Consider the following 21,311-nt stretch of genomic DNA (forward strand, 5'->3'; position numbering starts at 1 on the left):
CACTGCGCGAGCAGGCCCGTCGATCACGCGGTCAGCGAGTAGATCAACGCCGTGATCGCCACCAGGCCCACCGCCGTCACGAAGACGTTGGACGCCTGACCGCGATAGCGTGCCATCGCCGGCACCTTGCGGATGGCGTACATCGGCATCAGGAACAGGATTGCCGCGATCACCGGGCCACCGAGGGTTTCGATCATGCCGAGAATGCTCGGGTTCAGCGTGGCGACGATCCAGCACACCACCAGCATGAACGCGGCGGTCATGCGGTCCAGAGCCTTGGCGGACGGACGCTTGCCGCTCTTGACGATCAGGCCCTTGAGGCCTTCGCTGGCGCCGATGTAGTGCCCCAGGAACGACTTGGAAATGGCCACGAAGGCAATCAACGGCGCCGCAAAGGCGATAGTCGGGTTGCTGAAGTGGTTGGCCAGGTACGACAGGATCGACAGGTTCTGCGCCTTGGCTTCAGCCAGTTGCGCTGGCGACAGGGTCAGCACGCAACTGAAGACGAAGAACAGCACCATCACCACCATCAGCAGGTGAGCGCGGGACAGGATCTGCGAGCTGCGCTCCTCGGCGTGCTCCCCGTAGCGACGCTTCTGGTCCACGGCGAACGCCGAGATGATCGGCGAGTGGTTGAACGAGAACACCATCACCGGAATCGCCAGCCACATCGTGTGCAGCAACGCCGACGGCGCCGGCACGCTGCTGGCGGTGGCCAGAATGCCGCCGTTCCAGTGTGGAACCAGGTACACCGCCAGGAACAGCAGCGCGACGATGAACGGGTAGACCATCAGGCTCATGGCCTTGACGATCAATTGCTCGCCGCAACGCACCACCGCCAGCAGGCCAAGGATCAGCACCAGCGACAGCACGGCGCGCGGCGGCGGCGTGATATGCAGTTGATGCTCAAGGAAACTGCCCACGGTGTTGGTCAGGGCCACGCTGTAGATCAGCAGGATCGGGAAAATGGCGAAGAAGTACAGCAAGGTGATCAGCGCGCCGGCCTTGATGCCGAAATGCTCTTCCACCACTTCGGTGATGTCGGCGCCTTCGCGACCGGACAGCACGAAACGGGTCAGCCCGCGGTGTGCGTAGAACGTCATCGGGAACGCCAGCAACGCCAGGATCAGCAGCGGCCAGAAACCGCCCAGGCCTGCGTTGATCGGTAAAAACAGGGTTCCGGCACCAATCGCCGTGCCAAACAGGCCCAGCATCCAGGTGGTGTCTTGGCGATTCCAGCTCGACAGCGTTGCTGGTGTCGCATCTACATAGCGTTTGTTGACGCTATTGGCCTGATCATTCATCCGGTGGGATCTCCACATTCCGGTCACTTGCCACCCGGTCAGGACGCGTCGGAATACCCGACAGGCAGCGCCCTGGCCGAAACAGGGGCGCGATTCTGGAGGATTAGTGAACAGAAGCAAAGACTTAGGTGAGGAACGGTGGTACCAGATAGACGAAAGTCCCCCTGTGGGAGCGAGCTTGCTCGCGATAGCGGTGTATCAGTCGAAGAATATGTTGCATGTGCCGCAGCCATCGCGAGCAAGCTCGCTCCCACAAGGATCTGCGGTGCACCTGCGCTTCATCGCCAAAGCGCAGTCCGTGCTTGATAAAGGTCAAACGTCATGTATTTTTAACTGACCTGCATTCCTTCTGGAGTCTTCCCATGCCACTGGTTCGCGTCGACATCAAAAAACATCAGGACCCCACCCACGCCAAACGCATCGGGCAACTGATCTATGCCGCCATGCGCCAGACCATTGGCGTACCGGAACACGACAACTTCCAGATCCTGGCCGAACACGACGAACAGCATTTCATCTTTGATCCCGAGTATCTGGGCATCAACCGCACCGATAACCTGGTCGTCATCCAGATCACCCTCAACGAAGGGCGAACCCTGGAGCAGAAAAAAAACCTCTACAAAACCATCGCCGAAAGCCTTAATGCAGAGCTCGCGGTGCGCCTGGAGGATGTTTTCATTAATCTGGTGGAAGTGAAAAAAGAGAACTGGTCGTTCGGCAACGGGATTGCCCAATACGCCCTCTGATGTTCAACCTGCAGCCCCGAGAGTGACCCATGCCCCGAGTTTCCCGCAAACAAGCCGACCTCAACCGCGAGACCATCGTCGATGCCGCCACAAGGCTGTTTCGCGAACGCGGCCTGCACGGGATCAGTGTTGTCGATGTGATGGCCGCCGCGGGCCTGACCCACGGCGGTTTCTACGGGCACTTCGAATCCAGGGAAGCCCTGGCGCAAGAGGCCAGCGGCCGGGCTTTCGAGCAGGCCGCGCAACGCTGGCTAGGGCGGGTGGCCGAGCATGACAGCAAGGACGCCTCCCGCCGCGCCGTGGTCGAAACCTACCTGTCCAACGAAAGCCGGGACAATCCGGGCGACAGCTGCCCGGTGGTGGCCTTCGCCGGGGACATGTGCCATGAGGCCGCCGAGAGCGGCTTGCGCCAAACCTATCTGCAGGGCCTGAACAACTTGCTCGATTCCCTCGGCTCGCTGCTGGACACCGAGGACGAAGCCGGCAAACGGCAGCAGGCGCTGGTGCAGTATTCGCTGATGTTCGGCGCGCTGATGCTGTCCCGGGTCACCCGCGGCGATCCGCTGTCGGATGAAATTCTCGAAGCTGCCCGGGCCGTTCTCGCGCCGTCGAAGTAAATCGCCCGCCTCCACGCAATAGAAAGATCGCAGGCTTCGCCAGCTCCTACACTCAGCGCAGTGCCCTCGATGGCGCAGGAGCTGCCACGGGCTGCGATCGCTGGTGGTTGCCAAGCCGCCTTGAAATCAGCAATCTCAAGTGACGTTCGAGCCGATTTTTCGATGCCCACAGGGAGCCAAGCATGCCTGTAACCGTTCTGGTACTGGTTGAAACCATCAATGATTACCTGCCTATCCTCGAACATCAGGGCTTCCACCTGATTCTGGCCCCGACGCCCGCCGAGCGCGCCGAAGCCATCGCCCGCCACGCCGGGCAGATCGACGCCGTCCTCACCCGCGGCCCACTGGGCCTTTATGCCGATGAAATCGCCGCGCTGCCCAACCTCAAGATCATCTGCGTGATCGGCGCCGGCTATGAACACGTCGACCTGCAGGCCGCCGCCAACCGGGGCATCACCGTCACCAATGGCGCCGGGGTCAACGCCTCGTCCGTCGCCGACCATGCCATGGCGCTGCTGCTGTCGCTGGTGCGCGACATACCGCGCTGTGATGCTGCCGTACGGCGCGGCGAGTGGCCGAAGATCATGCGCCCTTCCCTCGCTGGCAAGCGCCTGGGCATCCTTGGCCTCGGCGCGGTCGGCAGGGCCATCGCCAAACGCGCCAGCGCCGGTTTCGACATGAGCGTTTGCTACCACAATCGCCAGCATCGCAGCGATGTGCCCTACACCTTCTGCTCGACCCCGACCGAACTGGCGCGCGCTTCGGACTTCCTGATCGTCGCCACGCCCGGCGGCCAAGGCACCAGGCACCTGATCAATCGCCAGGTGCTCGACGCGTTGGGCCCCAAGGGGTTTATCGTCAACATCGCCCGGGCCAGCGTGATTGCCACCGCTGACCTGATCACCGCCCTGGAGCACCGCCGGATCGCCGGTGCCGCGCTGGATGTGTTCGATCACGAACCGCAAGTGCCGGATGCGCTCAAGACCCTGAGCAACGTGATCCTCACGCCCCATGTCGCCGGGCTGTCCCCGGAAGCCACCCAAGGCACCGTCGAACTGGTGGGCAAGAACCTCGTGGCGTTTTTCTCCAACCAACCGGTGCTGACGCCGATCGACTTGCCGCCCACCATGAGCCAGGTCGCCCAGTAACGGCGATTCAAACAGCTGTATCAAAAACAATGATTGGCCGGCAACACGCTCACCTATAAGAGCCGTTCGCGGTTGTGGGTGCGCCGTGTGCGCATTAGATTAGCCAATAGTTTCAGGCCTCCAGAATAAGCAGAAGGGATAAGCATGGCGCTTAATGACCAGTCCACCCGTATCCGCACCGGCGAAGAGCTCGATGCCAGCCTGATCGATCCGTACCTCAAGGCCCATATTCCGGGGCTCAGCGGTTTGCCGCAGATCAGCCAGTTTCCGGGCGGCGCTTCAAACCTCACCTACTTGCTGGAATACCCCGAACAGGAATTCGTCCTGCGTCGCCCGCCCTTCGGCCACAAGGCCAAGTCGGCTCACGACATGGGCCGTGAATTCCGCATCCTCAATCAATTGCGCGACGGTTTTCCGTACTGCCCGAAAGCCTACGTGCACTGCACCGACGAATCGGTGATCGGTGCCGAGTTCTATGTCATGGAACGGGTCAACGGCATCATCCTGCGCTCGGACCTGCCGCCGGAACTGGGCCTGGATTCGGCGAAAGCCGAAGCCCTGTGCAAGAGCTTCATCGACAAGTTCGTGGAACTGCATCGCGTCGACTACAACGCCTACGGCCTGGGTGACCTCGGCAAACCCGAGGGTTACGTGGCGCGGCAAATCAAAGGCTGGAGCGATCGCTACGAAAAAGCCCTGACCCCCGATGCGCCGCAATGGGAAACGGTCAAGGCCTGGCTCAACGACAAGATGCCGGCCGACCATCCCACCTCCAGCATCGTGCACAACGACTACCGCTTCGACAACGTGATCCTCGACCCGAACAACCCGATGCAGATCATCGGCGTGCTCGACTGGGAACTGACCACCCTCGGCGACCCGCTGATGGACCTGGGCAACACCCTCGCCTACTGGATCGAAGCCGATGATCCGGCGCCGGTGCAGATGATGCGTCGCCAGCCAAGCCACGCGCCAGGCATGTTGACCCGCCGCGAATTCGTCGATTACTACGCCGAACGCTCGGGCATCCGCATCGACAATTTCGACTTCTACTACACCTACGGCCTGTTCCGCCTGGCCGGCATCGTGCAGCAGATCTACTACCGCTTCTACCACGGCCAGACCCAGGACAAACGCTTCGCGCAGTTCATTCACATGAACAAGCTGCTGGAGCAAATGAGCTTGCAGGTCATCCAGAAATCCAGCCTCTGATCGGCTTCATTACAAGGGAATCCCATGTCCAAGACTCAGTTGTTCGACCTCGACGGCAAGATCGCTTTCGTCTCCGGCGCCAGCCGTGGCATCGGTGAAGCCATCGCCAAACTGCTGGCCCAGCAAGGCGCCCACGTGATCGTCTCCAGCCGCAAACTCGAAGGCTGCCAGCACGTCGCCGACGCGATCATCGCCGCCGGCGGCAAGGCCACCGCCATTGCCTGCCACATCGGCGAAATGGAACAGATCAGCCAGGTCTTCGCCGGGATCAAGGAACAATTCGGCCGCCTCGACATCCTGGTCAACAACGCCGCGACCAACCCGCAGTTCTGCAACGTGCTGGACACCGACCTCAGCGCCTTCCAGAAAACCGTCGACGTGAACATCCGCGGCTACTTCTTCATGTCGGTCGAAGCCGGCAAGCTGATGCGCGAAAACGGCGGAGGCAGCATCATCAACGTGGCGTCGATCAACGGCGTTTCGCCGGGAGTCTTCCAGGGCATCTACTCGGTGACCAAGGCCGCGGTGATCAACATGACCAAAGTCTTCGCCAAGGAATGCGCGCAGTTCGGGATTCGTTGCAATGCCTTGCTGCCGGGTCTGACCGACACCAAATTCGCCTCGGCGCTGGTGAAAAACGAAGCCATTCTGAACACCGCGTTGCAGCAGATCCCGCTCAAGCGCGTAGCCGATCCAAGCGAAATGGCCGGCGCGGTGCTGTACCTGGCCAGCGATGCCTCCAGCTACACCACCGGTGTTTCGCTGAATGTGGATGGCGGATTCCTGTCCTGATCGTCTGAACAGCACAAATCCCTGTGGGAGCAAGCTCGCTCCCATAGAGTGATACCCCCCGATTTACTGCGTGACGCAATGCGTCGTGGTGGTGACTCGGGTCACCTGCCCGTCTTCGCCTCGTACATCGCCCAGGACATCGGTTTTATCCATGGCCTGGCAGGTGCGTTCTGGAGGGGGGGGAGTGACCGGTGGAGGGGGTGGCGGACTGGCACAGCCGCCGAGAATCGCCACGCAGAATGCCAGCGACAAAGGTGAGATAACGCGTTTCCCAAGAGTTTTCATCGGTTGACCCGCGATAAGTGATCGACACACTTTTTGTGACAACGAAACCGGCGCGCAAAATCCATACACCTGTCACAAAAATAAATATCTGCGAATCACTTATGGCCCGGCCGGTGGCATTTGCACCTTACCGCTGCCCCTTGGGCCGCCACTCGCTCGAGAACAGTCCCCGCTCCCGCGCCCAGACAATCGCCTCGCTGCGGCTGTGCACATTGAGTTTGGAATACACCGCCGCCACATGGTTGCGCACTGTATTCGGCGCGAGTTTCAGGCGCGCGGCGATTTCCTTGTCGGCCCGGCCTTCGCATATCAGGCCCAGCACATCGCGCTCACGGGCGGTCAGGTCGGTGAAGGACACACTGGGCAACTTCGGTGAATTGACGTTCCTCACGTTGGCCAGTTTTTCGATCAGCGTGCGGCTGAACCATGAGGCGTCCTTCATCGCGTCCTCGATGGCCGACACCAGTTCCAGCTCGGTGCGCTTGCGTTCGGTGATGTCTATCAGCACCAGCAGATAGCACGGGTTGTCTTGAATGTTCACGATGTCCGCCAACACGGTGCAATCAATCAGCCCGGCGTCTTTTCTGCGCACGCGCACATCGACGCGGTCCAGACTGCCGGTTTTCTCCAGCGTGGCGAACAGCCAGATGCGCGCGTTTTTGTCATCGATGAAGTCGATCTGCGCAATGCTGATCCCAAGCACTTCCTCACTGGGATAACCCAGGGTATCGAGGAACGCTTCGTTGACGTCCAGCACCCGTTGATCAGCCGCGCCGCACAGCAGAATCGGCACCGGGGACAGGCGAAACGCTGTGGCGAAGCGTTGCTCGGCGCTGGCCCGGTCGGTGACATCGTCCATGATCAACACCAGTGATTCCGGCTCGCCATGGCTGTCGGCCAATACCAGGCTGCGCACGTGGTGGACCCAGGTACGATCTTCGTTCCCCGCCAATGTCACTTCCACCAGCACATCGCTGAACGTTTCGCCGCGCGCCACCCGGTTGATCGGGTAGCTGTCGGCAGGCACGACCTGATGGTTGCGATCACGCAGGGCAAAGCGTTTGGCATACGCCTTGGCGCTGGTACCCAGGTCGCTGATCTGCGAGGCACCGTGCATGGCCAGCGCCGCCTCGTTGGCCCACAGGATGCTCTGGTCGGGATCGAGCAGAATCACCCCGTCGGACAATCCGGCGATGATTTGCTGCAACTGGCGGCGATTGGCTTGCGTGGTCAGGACGTCCTGGCTCATTTCGACTCCACAAGTAGAGTGACCCTGTGAAGAGTACGACCGCAGCGGTTGATGATCGTGCAGTCTGGCCAGGCAACCGACGTAGGAGCTGCCGCAGGCTGCGATCTTTTTAGGCTCAGGCAGTCAACTCGCCCTTCGCCACCGCCGCCGAAGCCGCCAGCATCGCCCGCAACAGCACCGCACAGCCGGCCGCCAGGTCATCCGGCGCGGCGTTTTCGATTTCGTTGTGGCTGATGCCGCCTTCGCACGGCACGAAGATCATTCCGGCGGGGCCAAGTTCGGCGAGGAAGATCGCGTCGTGCCCTGCTCCGCTGACGATGTCCATGTGCGAAAGGCCCAGGCCTTGAGCGGCGCCGCGCACAGCTTCGACGCAGCCCTTGTCGAAGTACAGCGGCGGGAAGTCGGCCGTTGGCGTGAGTTCGAAGGTCAGGCCGTGTTCGTCGCAGGTGGTTTCGATGACTTCGCGTACTTCGGCGATCATCGAGTCCAGGCGCGCCGGTTCCAGATGGCGGAAGTCCAGGGTCATGCGCACTTCGCCGGGGATGACGTTGCGCGAGCCGGGATAGGCTTGCAGGCAACCGACGGTGCCGCAGGCATGAGGTTGGTGGCCGAGGGCGGCGCGGTTGACCGCTCCGACGATCACCGCGGCGCCGACCAGGGCGTCCTTGCGCAGGTGCATCGGGGTCGGGCCGGCATGGGCTTCGACGCCGCGCAGTTTCAGGTCGAACCATTTCTGCCCGAGGGCGCCCATCACCACGCCTATGGTCTTGTGTTCGTCTTCAAGGATCGGGCCTTGCTCGATGTGGGCTTCGAAATAAGCGCCGACTTTGTGGCCACTGACTTTACGCGGGCCAGCGTAGCCAATGGCATTCAGCGCTTCACCCACGGTCACGCCATCGGCATCGACCTTGGCCAGGGTTTCCTCGAGGGTGAATTTTTCCGCGAACACGCCGGAACCCATCATGCACGGGGCGAAGCGTGAGCCTTCTTCGTTGGTCCAGACCACCACTTCCAGCGGCGCTTCGGTTTCGATGTTCAGGTCATTGAGGGTGCGCAACACTTCGACGCCGGCCAATACACCGAAGCAGCCGTCGAACTTGCCGCCGGTAGGCTGGGTGTCGATGTGGCTGCCGGTCATCACCGGCGGCAGGTCGGGATTGCGCCCGGGACGGCGGGCGAAGATGTTGCCGACGGCGTCGATGCTGACGGTGCAGCCGGCCTCCTCGCACCATTTGACGAAGATGTCCCGGGCCTGGCGATCGAGATCGGTCAGGGCCAGGCGACACACGCCGCCCTTGACCGTGGCGCCGAGCCTGGCCAGCTCCATGAGCGATTGCCACAGGCGGTCGCGGTTGATGTGCTGATGGCTGGACTGCAGAACGTCGACGACAGCGTTCATGATGATCTCCTCAGGCTGTTCTTGTGTGTTTCTTCAGATGTTTCGTCGGTGGATTCAAAGCCCTCATCGCGAGCAAGCTCGCTCCCACATTGGATCTCCAGCGTTTACAGATCCCCTGTGGGAGCGAGCTTGCTCGCGATGGGGCCAGTGTTCACACCGTAGATTTAGCGATAGACGGGCTGGGCCGCATCACACTCAACCCGTAATAAATAACCCCACCCAGCGCCGAGCCGGTGAACCAGCCATAGCTGTAGAACCAGCTGAACGCATCGCTGCCCAGGGACAGCAACGTCAACACCACCGGCACGCCGAAGGCCATGAAACCGCACCAGTTCCACGCCGGGTACACGTCATCGCGGTACAGGCCGGCGAGGTCCAGTTGCTGTTTCTTGATCAGGAAATAGTCCACCACCATGATCCCGGCGATCGGCCCCAGCAAGCTGGAATAGCCAAGCAACCAGTTGGAATAAACGGTTTCCAGGCTGAGGTCCGAGACGATCAGGCCAAGTTTTTTCAGCAGTTCATGGGCCATCAATGCCAGACCGACAAACCCGGTGAGCAACACCGCGTTGGTTCGGTTGATTACCTTGGGCGCGATATTCTGGAAGTCATTGGTCGGCGACACGATGTTGGCAGCGGTATTGGTCGACAGCGTGGCGATAATGATCAGCGCCATCGCCAGTGCGACCCACACCGGGCTCTGAATATGGCCGATCAGCGTCACCGGATCGGACACCGTCACCCCCACCAGTTTCACCGAAGCCGCGGTCATCACCACACCGAGGGAAGCAAACAGGAACATGGTCAACGGCAGGCCTATGATCTGCCCGACAATCTGATCCTTCTGGCTTTTCGCGTACCGACTGAAGTCCGGAATGTTCAGTGACAGCGTGGCCCAGAAGCCGACCATCGCCGTCAACCCGGCGGCGAAGTAGCTGGCCACGCCGGCGCCTTCGGGGCGCTTGGCCGGAATTGCCAGCAATTCGGTCATCGACACGTTGGGCATGGCCCAGACCAGCAGGCCTACGCCCACCAGCACCAGCAGCGGAGCCGACAGGGTTTCCAGCCATTTGATCGACTCGGCGCCGCGAATCACCACCCACAGGTTCAGCGCCCAGAACACCATGAAGCCGATGACCTCGCCGGTGCCGCCCAGGGATTTCCAGCCCTCGAACACCGAGCCGAGGAACAGGTGAATCGCCAGCCCGCCGAACATGGTTTGAATGCCGAACCAGCCACACGCCACCAGGGCACGGATCAGGCACGGAATGTTGGAACCGAGCACGCCGAAGGACGAGCGCAGCAACACCGGAAAGGGAATGCCGTACTTGGTGCCGGGAAAGGCGTTCAGCGTCAGGGGAATCAGCACGATGATGTTGGCGAACAGAATCGCCAGCAGCGCCTCGCCGACGGTCAGGCCGAAGTACGCGGTCAGCACGCCGCCGAGGGTGTAGGTCGGCACGCAAATCGCCATGCCGACCCACAGCGCGGTGATGTGCCATTTGTTCCAGGTGCGTTCGCGCACCTTGGTCGGTGCAATGTCGTGGTTGTAACGGGGACTGTCGAGGACATCGCTGCCGGCTTCGAGTTCGAACAAGCCGTCGCGCTCGGTCACTTGCGATCTGATCTGTTGCATGGCCGCTCCACTGTTCTTTTGATTATTGTTGCTCATCAGGGGCTGGCGGCATCAATAAACGTGCCGTGTGCCCCGATTACGCATCGGGCAGTTCCATAAACACATTGCAACCAACTGATGTTTATCAGTTTTATTCGCTGACTCGACTATTTGTCAGGCCACTCAGGCCGAATGCCAGGCAAGTTGTCCGGACAGTCAGGACTCAAACTGGTGCGCTGATCTTTTTTTCAATGGCTGCGCATCAACCATAGACCATACTCAAACAGCTGATTTCACATAAGAAATCTTGACCATTTTTAGATCCTGTCAAGTGCGTCAAAATGGTGAGCGACCTCACCATTTTGGTGATTTCTATATTTATTCGTTAAATATCAATAAGTTAATAACAGAATAAGCTTATAAAAAATATTCTTGCCGATTCGGATAACTGCAGCTAGCGTTTAATCCTGACAGCGTTGACAGGATTAATTCTGTGCGGGCTGTTTTGAATAAAACATCTAGAACCGGCATAAGCCGGTCATTGCCTGCGAGGAACTCGGAATGTCTCTGTTGATCCGTGGCGCCACCGTTATTACCCATGATGATAGTTATCGCGCCGATGTGTATTGCGCAGACGGCGTGATCAAGTCCATCGGCGAAAATCTCGATGTACCTGCAGACGCCGAAGTGCTCGACGGCAGCGGCCAATACCTGATGCCCGGCGGCATCGACCCGCACACCCACATGCAACTGCCTTTCATGGGCACCGTGGCCAGCGAAGACTTTTACAGTGGCACAGCGGCGGGACTGGCCGGAGGCACCACCTCGATCATCGACTTCGTGATTCCCAATCCGCAGCAATCCTTGCTCGAAGCCTTCCATCAGTGGCGCGGCTGGGCCGAGAAGTCGGCGTCGGACTACGGTTTTCACGTCGCCATCACCTGGTGGAGCGAACAGGTCCGCGAGGAAATGGCCGAACTGGTCAGCCAGCACGGCGTCAACAGCTTCAAGCATTTCATGGCTTACAAGAACGCAATCATGGCCGCCGATGACACCCTGGTCGCAAGCTTCGAACGCTGCCTGGAACTGGGCGCGGTGCCGACCGTGCATGCGGAGAACGGTGAACTGGTGTATCACCTGCAACGCAAGCTGATGGCCCAGGGCATCACCGGGCCGGAAGCTCATCCGCTGTCGCGTCCTTCACAGGTTGAAGGCGAAGCCGCGAGCCGGGCGATCCGCATCGCCGAAACCCTGGGTACGCCGTTGTATCTGGTGCATGTCTCGACCAAGGAAGCCCTGGACGAAATCACCTACGCCCGGGGCAAGGGCCAGCCGGTGTACGGCGAAGTGCTGGCCGGGCACCTGCTGCTGGACGACAGCGTCTACCGTCATCCGGACTGGCAAACCGCCGCCGGTTATGTGATGAGCCCGCCGTTCCGTCCTCGCGGCCATCAAGAGGCGCTCTGGCATGGCCTGCAATCGGGCAACCTGCACACCACCGCCACTGACCACTGCTGCTTCTGCGCCGAGCAAAAAGCGGCTGGCCGCGACGACTTCAGCAAAATCCCCAACGGCACCGCCGGCATCGAAGACCGAATGGCGGTGTTGTGGGATGAGGGCGTGAACAGCGGGCGCTTTTCGATGCAGCAATTCGTCGCGCTGACGTCCACCAACACGGCGAAGATCTTCAACCTCTACCCACGCAAGGGCGCGATCCGCGTCGGGGCCGATGCCGACCTGGTGCTGTGGGACCCGCAAGGCACACGGACCATTTCCGCCAAGACCCACCATCAGCAGGTGGACTTCAACATTTTCGAAGGCAAGACCGTGCGCGGCGTGCCCAGCCACACCATCAGCCAGGGCCGCGTGGTCTGGGCCGACGGCGACCTGCGGGCCGAGCGTGGGGCCGGGCGCTACATCGAACGGCCAGCGTACCCGGCGGTGTTTGATTTGCTGAGCAAGCGGGCTGAGTTGAATCAGCCGGTTGCCGTGAAACGCTGAAAGCGGCCTGCGGCCTATCGCGGGCAAGCCCGCTCCCACAGGGATTTGTTGACACTGAAGATCCACTGTGGGAGCGAGCTTGCTCGCGATGAGGCCCGCACAGACAACACAAAAAACAATGCCCATTCAGAGGCAGCACCTCAAATAACCGTGAGGCCAAAACCGTGATCAAGACCCTGGACCACCTCCCGCATCCCCATGAGAATGCGGCCGCCCTCGCCGGCCATTTCACCGATCTGGCGCCGCCGCTGAACGAGCGCCAGGCGCACCTGGAAGCGTCGCGCTGTCTGTATTGCTACGACGCGCCCTGCGTGAATGCCTGTCCAAGCGAGATCGACATTCCCTCGTTCATCCGCAACATTGCGCAGGACAACGTGCAAGGCGCAGCGCAGAAGATCCTTTCGGCCAACATCCTCGGCGGCAGCTGCGCTCGGGTGTGTCCGACGGAAATTCTTTGCCAGCAAGCCTGCGTGCGCAACAACGCTCACGAATGCGCGCCGGTCATGATCGGCCTGTTGCAACGCTACGCCGTGGACAACGCCCACTTCAGCACGCACCCGTTCCAGCGTGCTGCCGCCACCGGCAAACGCATCGCCGTGGTCGGTGCGGGTCCGGCCGGATTGTCCTGCGCCCACCGCAGCGCCATGCACGGGCATGACGTGGTGATCTTCGAGGCGCGGGAAAAGGCCGGTGGCCTCAACGAGTACGGGATCGCCAAGTACAAACTGGTGGATGACTACGCGCAAAAGGAGCTTGAGTTCCTCTTGGAAATTGGCGGCATCGAAATCCGCCACGGGCAGAAACTCGGGGACAACTTGACCCTCAGCGAACTGCATCAACAGTTCGACGCGGTGTTCCTCGGCCTCGGACTCAATGCCAGCAAACAACTGGGCCTGGCCCACGAAGACGCGCCCGGCCTGCTCGCCGCCACCGACTACATCCGCGTACTGCGCCAGGCCGATGACCTGAGCCAACTGCCCCTGGCCGATCATTGCATTGTCCTCGGCGCAGGCAATACCGCCATCGACATGGCGGTGCAAATGGCCCGCCTCGGTGCCCACGACGTGAATCTTGTGTACCGCCGTGGCGTCGAGGACATGGGTGCCACCCATCACGAACAGGACATTGCCAAGGCCAATCAGGTGCGACTGATGACCTGGGCACAACCCGAAGAGGTGCTGCTCGATGACCACGGCCGCGTGCGCGGCATGCGTTTCGCTCGCACCCATCTGGTGGAAGGCCGCCTGCAAACCACCGGCGAAACCTTCGAACTGATCGCCGACGCGATCTTCAAGGCCATCGGCCAGGCCTTCGACGGCAGCGCCCTCACCGATCCGCTGGCTCGTGAACTCAAGCGTCAGGGCGAGCGCATCGAAGTCGATGAAAACCTGCGCACCAGCATCCCCGGCGTGTATGCCGGCGGCGACTGCACCAGCCTCGATCAAGACCTCACCGTGCAAGCCGTGCAACACGGCAAACGCGCCGCCGAGGCGATCAACGCTCAACTGATGCTCAATGTGGAGGCTGCGTAAATGGCCGATCTGTCGATTGTCTTCGCCGGCATCAAAGCACCCAATCCATTCTGGCTGGCCTCCGCGCCGCCGACCGACAAGGCCTACAACGTGGTCCGCGCCTTCGAGGCCGGCTGGGGTGGCGTGGTCTGGAAAACCCTGGGGGAAGACCCGGCGGCGGTGAACGTGTCGTCGCGCTATTCGGCGCACTTCGGGGCTAACCGGGAGGTACTGGGCTTTAACAACATCGAGCTGATCACCGACCGCTCGCTGGAGATCAACCTGCGGGAAATCACCCAGGTCAAAAAGGACTGGCCGGACCGCGCGCTGATCGTGTCCTTGATGGTGCCCTGCGTCGAAGAATCCTGGAAACACATCCTGCCGCTGGTGGAAGCCACTGGCGCCGACGGCATCGAGCTGAACTTCGGTTGCCCCCACGGCATGCCGGAACGGGGCATGGGCGCGGCGGTCGGCCAGGTGCCGGAATACGTGGAACAGGTCACCCGCTGGTGCAAGACGTATTGCTCGCTGCCGGTGATCGTCAAGCTCACGCCGAACATCACCGACATCCGTGTCGCCGCCCGTGCCGCCCACCGTGGCGGTGCCGATGCGGTGTCTCTGATCAACACCATCAACTCGATCACCAGCGTCAATCTCGAACGCATGGTCGCCAACCCCATGGTCGGCAGCCAAAGCACACACGGCGGTTACTGCGGCTCGGCCGTCAAGCCGATTGCCTTGAACATGGTCGCCGAAATCGCCCGCGACCCGCAGACCCAGGGCCTGCCGATCAGCGGCATCGGCGGTATCGGCAACTGGCGCGACGCCGCGGAATTCATCGCGCTCGGCAGTGGCTCGGTGCAGGTATGCACGGCGGCGATGCTGCATGGCTTCCGGATTGTCGAAGACATGAAGGACGGTTTGTCACGCTGGATGGACAGTCAGGGCTACGCCAGCATTTCGGAGTTTTCCGGCCGCGCGGTGGGCAATACCACGGACTGGAAGTACCTGGACATCAACTACCAGGTGATCGCGAAGATTGATCAGGATGCTTGTATCGGTTGCGGTCGTTGCCATATCGCCTGTGAGGACACCTCGCACCAGGCGGTGGCCAGCCTCAAGCAAGCGGATGGCACGCACAAGTATCAAGTGATCGATGAGGAGTGCGTGGGCTGCAATCTGTGCCAGATCACCTGCCCGGTGCAGGACTGTATCGAGATGGTGCCGGTGGAGACTGGCAAGCCGTTCCTGGACTGGAATCATGATCCGAGGAATCCGTATCACGTCAGCCCTTGAGGTTTTCAGCGTCTGAGATGACGCCATCGCGAGCAAGCTCGCTCCCACAGTGGATTTGTGTCGTACATCAAACCTGAGTACACCAATGATCCCTGTGGGAGCGAGCTTGCTCGCGATGAGGCCGGCCACTGCAACACAAATCTCAAGGCTCCAACCCAATCCCCCGCAATATCACACTGGTCACCGTCTGCACCGCCTTTTCGAACTGCATGTCCGACAGCGGCTGATGGTCGTTGAGAATATTCACCTGGTGATCGAAGTCGGCATAGTGCTGGGTCGAGGCCCAGATCATGTACAGCAGGCTCGACGGCTCCACCGGCAGGATGCGTTTGTCGTCCACCCACTGGCGGATTTTCGCTTCTTTCATCTTGGCCCAGTCGTACAGGCTTGCATCCAGCGCTGCGCCGAGGGTCGGCGCGCCATGGATGATTTCGTTGGCCCAGACTTTCGAGCCATACGGCCGGCTGCGGGAATGGTTCATCTTGGCGCGGATGTAGCTGCTGAGCACCACGCGCGGGTCATCGAACATCTCGAAGCACAGCGCGTCCTGCTTCCAGACTTCCAGCAAGTCGAACAGTACGGCGCTGTATAGCTCGGTCTTGGTGCTGAAGTAGTAGTGCAGGTTGGAACGCGGCAGTTGTACTTCAGCGGCGATGTCGGCCATGGCGGTGCTGCCGAAGCCCTTTTCAGCGAAGACCTTTTCCGCCCCCAGCAGGATTTTTTCGACGTTACTGCGACGAATCTCGATCTTGTGATTGCCCATGCGGATCCCCGACAACAACGTTGAGCAAGACTAGCATCCGCTCTGGACCGCGGCGACAGGGGAAAACGAAACTTCGTACAGCCGCTTTCGTAAAGCTAAACTCTGCGCACTTGGAAACTGCCATAGGTACCCACGATGCTGCTGAAGAAAACCCTGACCGTCGCTGCCCTGCTCGGCGCGCTGTTCGCCGCTTCTTCGGTGTTTGCCCACGCCCACCTGAAAAGCCAGACACCGGCCGCCGACAGCACCGTGGCCGCGCCGGAGCAATTGCGCCTGGAGTTCTCCGAGGGTATCGAGGCCAGTTTCACCAAAGTCACGCTGACCCGGGATGGCGCACCGGTGGCGGTTAAAGCACTGACCACCGAAGGTAGCGACAAAAAGACCCTGATCGTCACCCCGGCCGAGCCGTTGACCGCCGGAGCCTATAAAGTCGAATGGCACGCCGTGTCCGTCGACACTCACAAAAGCGAAGGTGCCTACGCCTTCAAGGTTGGCCAGTAATTCATGGCGAGCGCGCTGGTGCTGTGCCGCTTCCTGCATTTCATCGTGGTGTTGATGCTGTTCGGGGGCTGGGTGTTCAGGCCGTTGCTTGCAAATGGCGAAACCGCGATGGATCAGCGCCTGGCACGCACCTCCCGCTGGCTGGCCGTGATAGCGCTGGGCAGTGGGGTCTGCTGGTTGATGCTGATTACCGCGAGCATGGCCGGGGCCTGGGACGCAGCCTTCGATCCGCCGACCCTGCAATTGGTGCTGGGCAATACCTTTTTCGGCCAGGTCTGGCGCTGGCATTTGCTGATCAACCTGCTGTTGTTGGCGTTGCTGCTGACCCCACTACGCGCCAGCCTTGCGCTGCGCCTGATCCTCAGCGGCCTGCTGGTGGCCACGCTGGCCCCGGTCGGCCACGGCGCCATGCTCGATGGCACCGCAGGGCAGTTGCTGATCCTCAATCAACTCATTCACTTGATCTGCGTGGGTGCCTGGCTCGGCGGCTTGATGCTGCTGGTGATGATCTTGCGTCAACCCGATGGGCATTCGATCCGCCTGATGTTGCAGCGCTTCAGCGGTGTCGGTTATGGCCTGGTCGCAGGGTTGCTGATCACCGGGCTGATCAATGTGCGGGTGCTCACCGGGGCGTTCTGGCCGACGCCGCTGTTCAGCGGTTTCGCCTTGATCCTGCTGATCAAGGCCGCGCTGGTGGCGGCGATGCTGGGGCTGGCATTGTTCAATCGGCTGCGTATTGATGATTGTGAGCAGCGTCTGCCAACACTGCGCGCCAGCGTGATGCTGGAGTGGATGCTCGGGCTTGGTGCAGTGGCGGCGGTCTCTCTGCTGGGCACCCTGCCGCCCATGATTTCCAACTAATCACCCCCTCGCCACAGGGAACGGTGCAAGCCTCAAAAAATCACATGGCAGGTCAACATGTCGTTAACACTGATCGAACTTGAAGACGAACTCACCCACCTCACCCTCGCCCCGGAACTCGGCGCCAGCATCGTCAACTGGACCGTGCGCAGCACCGGCCAGCCCTTGCTGCGACACGCCGATGAGCACGCCCTGAACACCGGCCTGCCCGGCAAGCTCGGCTGCTTTCCCTTGATCCCCTGGTCCAACCGCATCGCCGAAGGTGGTTTCGATTGCCCGGACGGTTGGCTGGCACTGACATCCAACAGCCTCACCGATCCCCTGCCGATTCACGGCAGCGCCTGGCAGCAGGCGTGGGACGTGGTTTCCCGGTCGCCAAATGAAGTGGTCCTGCAACTCGACAGCACAACACCCTTCGCTTATCGCGCCCGGCAACGTTTCCATTTGAGCGCGGGCAAGCTGAGCATCGAATTACACGTCACGCACCTGGCTGAGCACGCTGCGTGGCATGGCTTGGGACTGCATCCGTACCTGCCGCGGACACCGAATACCCGACTACAGGCGCCCGCCCGGCATGTGTGGTTGTGCGACGGGGCAAAACTGTCGACTGAACTCAGCGCGTTGCCGGTCGAGTGGGATTTTCAGCAACTGAAGTCATTGCCCGAATCGCTGGTGGATAACGGCTTCTGTGAATGGGACGGCCACTGCCTGATCCATCAGCCCGACCTCGGCTATGAACTCGACTGCCAGGCCACAGGCAGCGATTACTATTTGCTCTACTGCCCCGTGGGCCTGGGGTTTTTCTGCATCGAACCGGTGAGCCACCCGGTCAACGCGCACCACCTGCCCGGTCGGCCGGGGTTGCGTTTGCTGGAGCAGGGTCAATCCACCGAACTGGGCTTCACCCTGCAGTATCGGCCGCTTCAGGCAGACGCCCCCAGCAGTTGACTCAACACCGCGCGCAGCTTGCCGGGCTTCACCGGTTTGTTCAGCAAGGGTGCGTTGAGCCGCTGCAACGCACGCCGACAATGGTCGGTGCGGTCAGCGGTAATGATCACCGCGGGAATGTTCTGGTGGAAATGCTCGCGCAAATGTCGCACCACATCACAGCCGACTACCCCGTGATCGAGATGATAGTCCGCGAGAATCAGCTCCGGCGCCTGCCCCCGTAGCGCCGCCAACGCAGCCGCTTCATCAGTGGCGACCAGAACGTCGCAGCCCCACTGCCCGAGCAACGCGCTCATGCTTTCGAGAATGCTCACTTCGTTGTCGATCACCAGTAAACGGCGTCCCGGCAGCGGGTTGCCGGTGACCGGTTGTGGCACCGCCTGGCTCACGGGTAACGGAACCTCGTCGGATATCGGCACCTCGATGCTGAACATCGAACCCCGCCCCGGCAACGAGTACACGCCGATCTTATAGCCAAGGATCTTGGCGATGCGTTCGACAATCGCCAGCCCCAGGCCCACGCCCTTGCGGTCGGCGGCGCGGCCGACGTCCAGCTGGTTGAACTCGAGGAAGATCGAGTCGAGCCGGTCTGCGGCGATGCCACGCCCGGTGTCCCAGACCTCCAGACGCAACATCTCGCCCCGACGCCTTGCCCCCAGCAGGATGCTGCCTTCATCGGTGTAGCGGCAGGCATTGCTGAGGAAGTTGCGCAGGATCCGCGTCATCAGGCGCAAGTCGGTGCTGATGGCGTAATCGACCATGCGCACCCGCAGGTTCAAGCCGGCCGCCTGGGCGACGGACTGAAACTCCGACACCAGCGGCCCGAGCAGTTCGTCGAGGCGGTACGACGCGATGTCCGGCTTGACCGCGGCCTGATCGAGCCGGGAAATGTCGAGCAGATCCGTCAGCAGGTCTTCGGCCCCTTCCAGGGCCTGGTGAGTGCGTTCCACCAGCACCTGTTCGGTTTCCGGCAATTGGCGTTCGCGCAAGGTCGAAATCAGCAACCGTGCGGCGTTCAGCGGTTGCAGCAGGTCGTGGCTGGCGGCGGCAAGGTATTTGTCCTTGCTGCGATTGGCGGCCTCGGCGGCATCGCGGGCGTCGCGCAAGGCCTCGGCGATCTGTTTACGCTGGGTGATCTGCTGCTGAAGGTTACGGTTGGCTTCGAGCAATTCATTGGTGCGTGCAACGACGCGCTGCTCCAGTTCGTCATTGAGTTGCTGCAGGCGTTGCTGAGCGAGTTTGCGCTCGGTGATATCGGAAACGAACCCTTCCACCAGACCTTCCTGGCCGGGCTTGAGCAGCAGGTTCATCAACACATCGAGGTAACTGCCGTCCTTGCGGCGCAAACGGGTTTCATAGCCGTGCAGGCTGCGCTGGTGCCTGAGGATTTCACCGATGTTTTCCAGCTCCTGGGCGCCGTCGACAAACAGGCTGCTGGCCAGGTCAGTCAGGGAGAACAGCACCTCCTGCGGGTCCTGGTAGCCGAGCATGCGTGCCAGCGCCGGGTTGGCGGCGCGCATGCCATTGTGCAGGCTGGCCTGGAAGATCCCGTGCACCGCGTTTTCGAACAGCCACTTGTAGCGGTTACGCTCGGCTTCCAGATCATCCAGGCGCGCGGCCAGTTCCGGGTAATGACTCTTGCGCGCCGAATGGCTGCCCAGCCCCAGCAGCCCGGCCAGAGCCCGTTGTTGTTCGTCAGAGGGCTTCGCCATAGACGACCTCGACATCGCGCTGGCTGGACTCGCGCGGGTTGGTCAGGATGCACGGATCGTGCATCGCATGCTGCGACAGGAACGGAATATCCGAGGTCCTGACGCCATGCAAACCGAGGGTTTCGTGAAAGCCAATGGCGTGCTTGAGGGCGATCAGGTGTTCGACCAGACGACCGCAAATCTGCCGGTGATTCAGGCCCCGGCAGTCGATGCCGAACGTCTCGGCGATCACCTTGAAGCGCTCCGGTGCCGAGTTGTAGTTGAAGGCCACCACGTGCTCGACCAGCACCGCGTTGCACAGGCCATGGGGCAGATCGAGAAAGCCGCCGAGGCTGTGGGACATGGCATGCACGGCACCGAGGATGGCGTTGGAAAACGCCAGCCCGGCCTGCATGCTGCCGAGCATGATCTTCTCGCGCAGGGCGATGTCGGTCGGGTTGGCGATCATTTGCACCAGGTTGCCATTGATCAGGCGCATCGCCTCCAGCGCGTGGGGGTCGGTCAGCGGCCCGTGGCCGGTGGACACGAACGCTTCGATGGCATGCACCAACGCGTCGATGCCCGTACAGGCCGACAGGAACGGGTCCATGCTCAGGGTGGTTTCCGGGTCGATCAGCGAAACGTCCGGCACCACCGCCTTGCTGACGATGGAGAACTTCATGCGTTCCTGCTGGTTGGAAATGATCACGAATTGCGAGACGTCGGCCGAGGTGCCGGCGGTGGTCGGAATCAGGATCAGCGGCGGGCTGGGCACGCGGATGGTGTCCACGCCCTCGAAGTCGAGAATGCTGCGGCCATGGGCGACGACGATGCCGATGCCCTTGCCGCAGTCCATCGGGCTGCCGCCACCGACGGCGACGATCACGTCGCAGTGGTTTTCCCGGTACATCTCGGCGCCGAGCATCACCTCTTCGACCCGCGGGTTGGGCGAGACATCACTGTAAAGGCAGTATTCGATGCCCAGGGCTTGCAGACTGGCTTCGACATCGGCGACCCAGCCAGCGGCAATCACGCCGGGATCGCTGACCACCAGGACCTTGCGTGCGCCAAAGGTCTTGGCGTAATTGCCGACACTGTGCCGGCTACCGGCACCGAAGATGATTTCAGGTGAAACGAATTTACGCAGCTGGTTGAGACTCTGGCTCATTGGAAAGCCTGTTTTTTATTGTTTTGGAAGGTAGAAACCACACTAAACCATCCAGCTGTGAATGCAATCAGACCAATGGGTAGCACTGCCCGGAGCGTACTCACATTCGAATTCACCGCAGCCCCCTGTGGGAGCGAGCTTGCTCGCGATAGCTGCATCACAGTCGACATCAATGTTGAATGTGCCGCCCTCATCGCGAGCAAG

The 21,311-nt window shown here is 61.2% G+C and carries 18 protein-coding genes; 11 read left to right on the forward strand and 7 right to left on the reverse strand.

Going from position 1 to position 21,311, the window contains the following annotated elements; all coding sequences use genetic code 11:
- Positions 1–23: 23 nt before the first annotated feature.
- Positions 24–1,304 (reverse strand): serine/threonine transporter, encoded by a 1,281-nt coding sequence (locus tag AC1D1M_RS03475; protein WP_477774536.1) that lies wholly within the window; start codon positions 1,302–1,304, stop codon positions 24–26.
- Between the two features lie 362 nt (positions 1,305–1,666).
- Between AC1D1M_RS03475 and AC1D1M_RS03480 the strand changes: the two genes are divergently transcribed.
- The 5 genes from AC1D1M_RS03480 to AC1D1M_RS03500 all read left to right on the forward strand — a co-directional run bounded on the left by AC1D1M_RS03480 (position 1,667) and on the right by AC1D1M_RS03500 (position 5,819).
- Entirely contained in the window at positions 1,667–2,050 is a 384-nt protein-coding gene (locus AC1D1M_RS03480; RefSeq protein ID WP_477774537.1) for a tautomerase family protein, read from the forward strand.
- A gap of 29 nt (positions 2,051–2,079) precedes the next feature.
- Positions 2,080–2,667, forward strand: coding sequence for a TetR/AcrR family transcriptional regulator (locus AC1D1M_RS03485; protein WP_477774538.1), 588 nt, complete (start codon positions 2,080–2,082; stop codon positions 2,665–2,667).
- A 182-nt stretch (positions 2,668–2,849) separates the two neighbouring features.
- Positions 2,850–3,815 carry a 2-hydroxyacid dehydrogenase gene (locus tag AC1D1M_RS03490; protein WP_477774539.1) on the forward strand — a complete coding sequence of 322 codons (966 nt, stop codon included), beginning with the start codon at positions 2,850–2,852 and terminating at the stop codon, positions 3,813–3,815.
- A gap of 144 nt (positions 3,816–3,959) precedes the next feature.
- Entirely contained in the window at positions 3,960–5,027 is a 1,068-nt protein-coding gene (locus tag AC1D1M_RS03495; RefSeq protein ID WP_477774540.1) for a phosphotransferase family protein, read from the forward strand.
- A gap of 24 nt (positions 5,028–5,051) precedes the next feature.
- Positions 5,052–5,819 (forward strand): SDR family oxidoreductase, encoded by a 768-nt coding sequence (locus tag AC1D1M_RS03500; RefSeq protein ID WP_096510949.1) that lies wholly within the window; start codon positions 5,052–5,054, stop codon positions 5,817–5,819.
- Between the two features lie 412 nt (positions 5,820–6,231).
- Here the strand turns inward: AC1D1M_RS03500 and AC1D1M_RS03505 are convergent, their stop codons facing one another.
- The 3 genes from AC1D1M_RS03505 to AC1D1M_RS03515 form a co-directional block, all read right to left on the reverse strand.
- Positions 6,232–7,353 (reverse strand): helix-turn-helix transcriptional regulator, encoded by a 1,122-nt coding sequence (locus tag AC1D1M_RS03505; protein WP_477774541.1) that lies wholly within the window; start codon positions 7,351–7,353, stop codon positions 6,232–6,234.
- A gap of 115 nt (positions 7,354–7,468) precedes the next feature.
- Positions 7,469–8,752 (reverse strand): Zn-dependent hydrolase, encoded by a 1,284-nt coding sequence (locus tag AC1D1M_RS03510; RefSeq protein WP_477774542.1) that lies wholly within the window; start codon positions 8,750–8,752, stop codon positions 7,469–7,471.
- Between the two features lie 151 nt (positions 8,753–8,903).
- Positions 8,904–10,388 carry an NCS1 family nucleobase:cation symporter-1 gene (locus tag AC1D1M_RS03515; RefSeq protein ID WP_477774543.1) on the reverse strand — a complete coding sequence of 495 codons (1,485 nt, stop codon included), beginning with the start codon at positions 10,386–10,388 and terminating at the stop codon, positions 8,904–8,906.
- Positions 10,389–10,928: 540 nt separating this feature from the next.
- On the opposite strand from AC1D1M_RS03515, the gene hydA reads away from it, so the two are divergent.
- The 3 genes from hydA (at position 10,929) to preA (ending at position 15,175) form a co-directional block, all read left to right on the forward strand.
- On the forward strand, positions 10,929–12,368 hold the full coding sequence (gene hydA, locus AC1D1M_RS03520; protein WP_477774544.1) for a dihydropyrimidinase: 1,440 nt from the start codon (positions 10,929–10,931) through the stop codon (positions 12,366–12,368).
- Between the two features lie 164 nt (positions 12,369–12,532).
- Positions 12,533–13,900: an NAD(P)-dependent oxidoreductase gene (locus AC1D1M_RS03525; protein ID WP_477774545.1), complete on the forward strand. Its 1,368-nt coding sequence runs from the start codon at positions 12,533–12,535 to the stop codon at positions 13,898–13,900.
- Entirely contained in the window at positions 13,901–15,175 is a 1,275-nt protein-coding gene (gene preA, locus AC1D1M_RS03530) for an NAD-dependent dihydropyrimidine dehydrogenase subunit PreA (protein ID WP_477774546.1), read from the forward strand. It abuts the gene before it with no gap.
- Between the two features lie 142 nt (positions 15,176–15,317).
- Here preA and AC1D1M_RS03535 read toward each other — a convergent pair whose 3' ends face one another.
- Positions 15,318–15,938 carry a TetR/AcrR family transcriptional regulator gene (locus tag AC1D1M_RS03535; RefSeq protein ID WP_008017494.1) on the reverse strand — a complete coding sequence of 207 codons (621 nt, stop codon included), beginning with the start codon at positions 15,936–15,938 and terminating at the stop codon, positions 15,318–15,320.
- Between the two features lie 135 nt (positions 15,939–16,073).
- Between AC1D1M_RS03535 and copC the strand changes: the two genes are divergently transcribed.
- The 3 genes from copC to AC1D1M_RS03550 are packed head-to-tail and all read left to right on the forward strand — an operon-like array spanning position 16,074 to position 18,248.
- Positions 16,074–16,439, forward strand: a complete 366-nt coding sequence (gene copC / locus AC1D1M_RS03540; protein ID WP_477774547.1) for a copper homeostasis periplasmic binding protein CopC — start codon at positions 16,074–16,076, stop codon at positions 16,437–16,439.
- A 3-nt stretch (positions 16,440–16,442) separates the two neighbouring features.
- The gene (copD, locus tag AC1D1M_RS03545) at positions 16,443–17,300 is read left to right on the forward strand and encodes a copper homeostasis membrane protein CopD (protein ID WP_477774548.1); all 858 of its coding nucleotides are present in this window, start codon (positions 16,443–16,445) and stop codon (positions 17,298–17,300) included.
- Positions 17,301–17,357: 57 nt separating this feature from the next.
- Complete coding sequence (locus AC1D1M_RS03550) at positions 17,358–18,248, forward strand: aldose 1-epimerase (protein WP_477774549.1); 891 nt, start codon at positions 17,358–17,360, stop codon at positions 18,246–18,248.
- On the opposite strand, the gene AC1D1M_RS03555 is transcribed toward AC1D1M_RS03550, so the two are convergent.
- Complete coding sequence (locus tag AC1D1M_RS03555; protein WP_477774550.1) at positions 18,224–19,960, reverse strand: PAS domain-containing hybrid sensor histidine kinase/response regulator; 1,737 nt, start codon at positions 19,958–19,960, stop codon at positions 18,224–18,226. The genes AC1D1M_RS03550 and AC1D1M_RS03555 overlap by 25 nt on opposite strands.
- The gene (gene ercA / locus AC1D1M_RS03560; protein WP_057715188.1) at positions 19,944–21,107 is read right to left on the reverse strand and encodes an alcohol dehydrogenase-like regulatory protein ErcA; all 1,164 of its coding nucleotides are present in this window, start codon (positions 21,105–21,107) and stop codon (positions 19,944–19,946) included. Before ercA ends, AC1D1M_RS03555 begins: the two co-directional genes overlap by 17 nt.
- Between the last annotated feature and the right edge of the window lie 204 nt (positions 21,108–21,311).

The sequence above is a fragment of the Pseudomonas sp. P1_F7 genome (assembly GCF_056405655.1).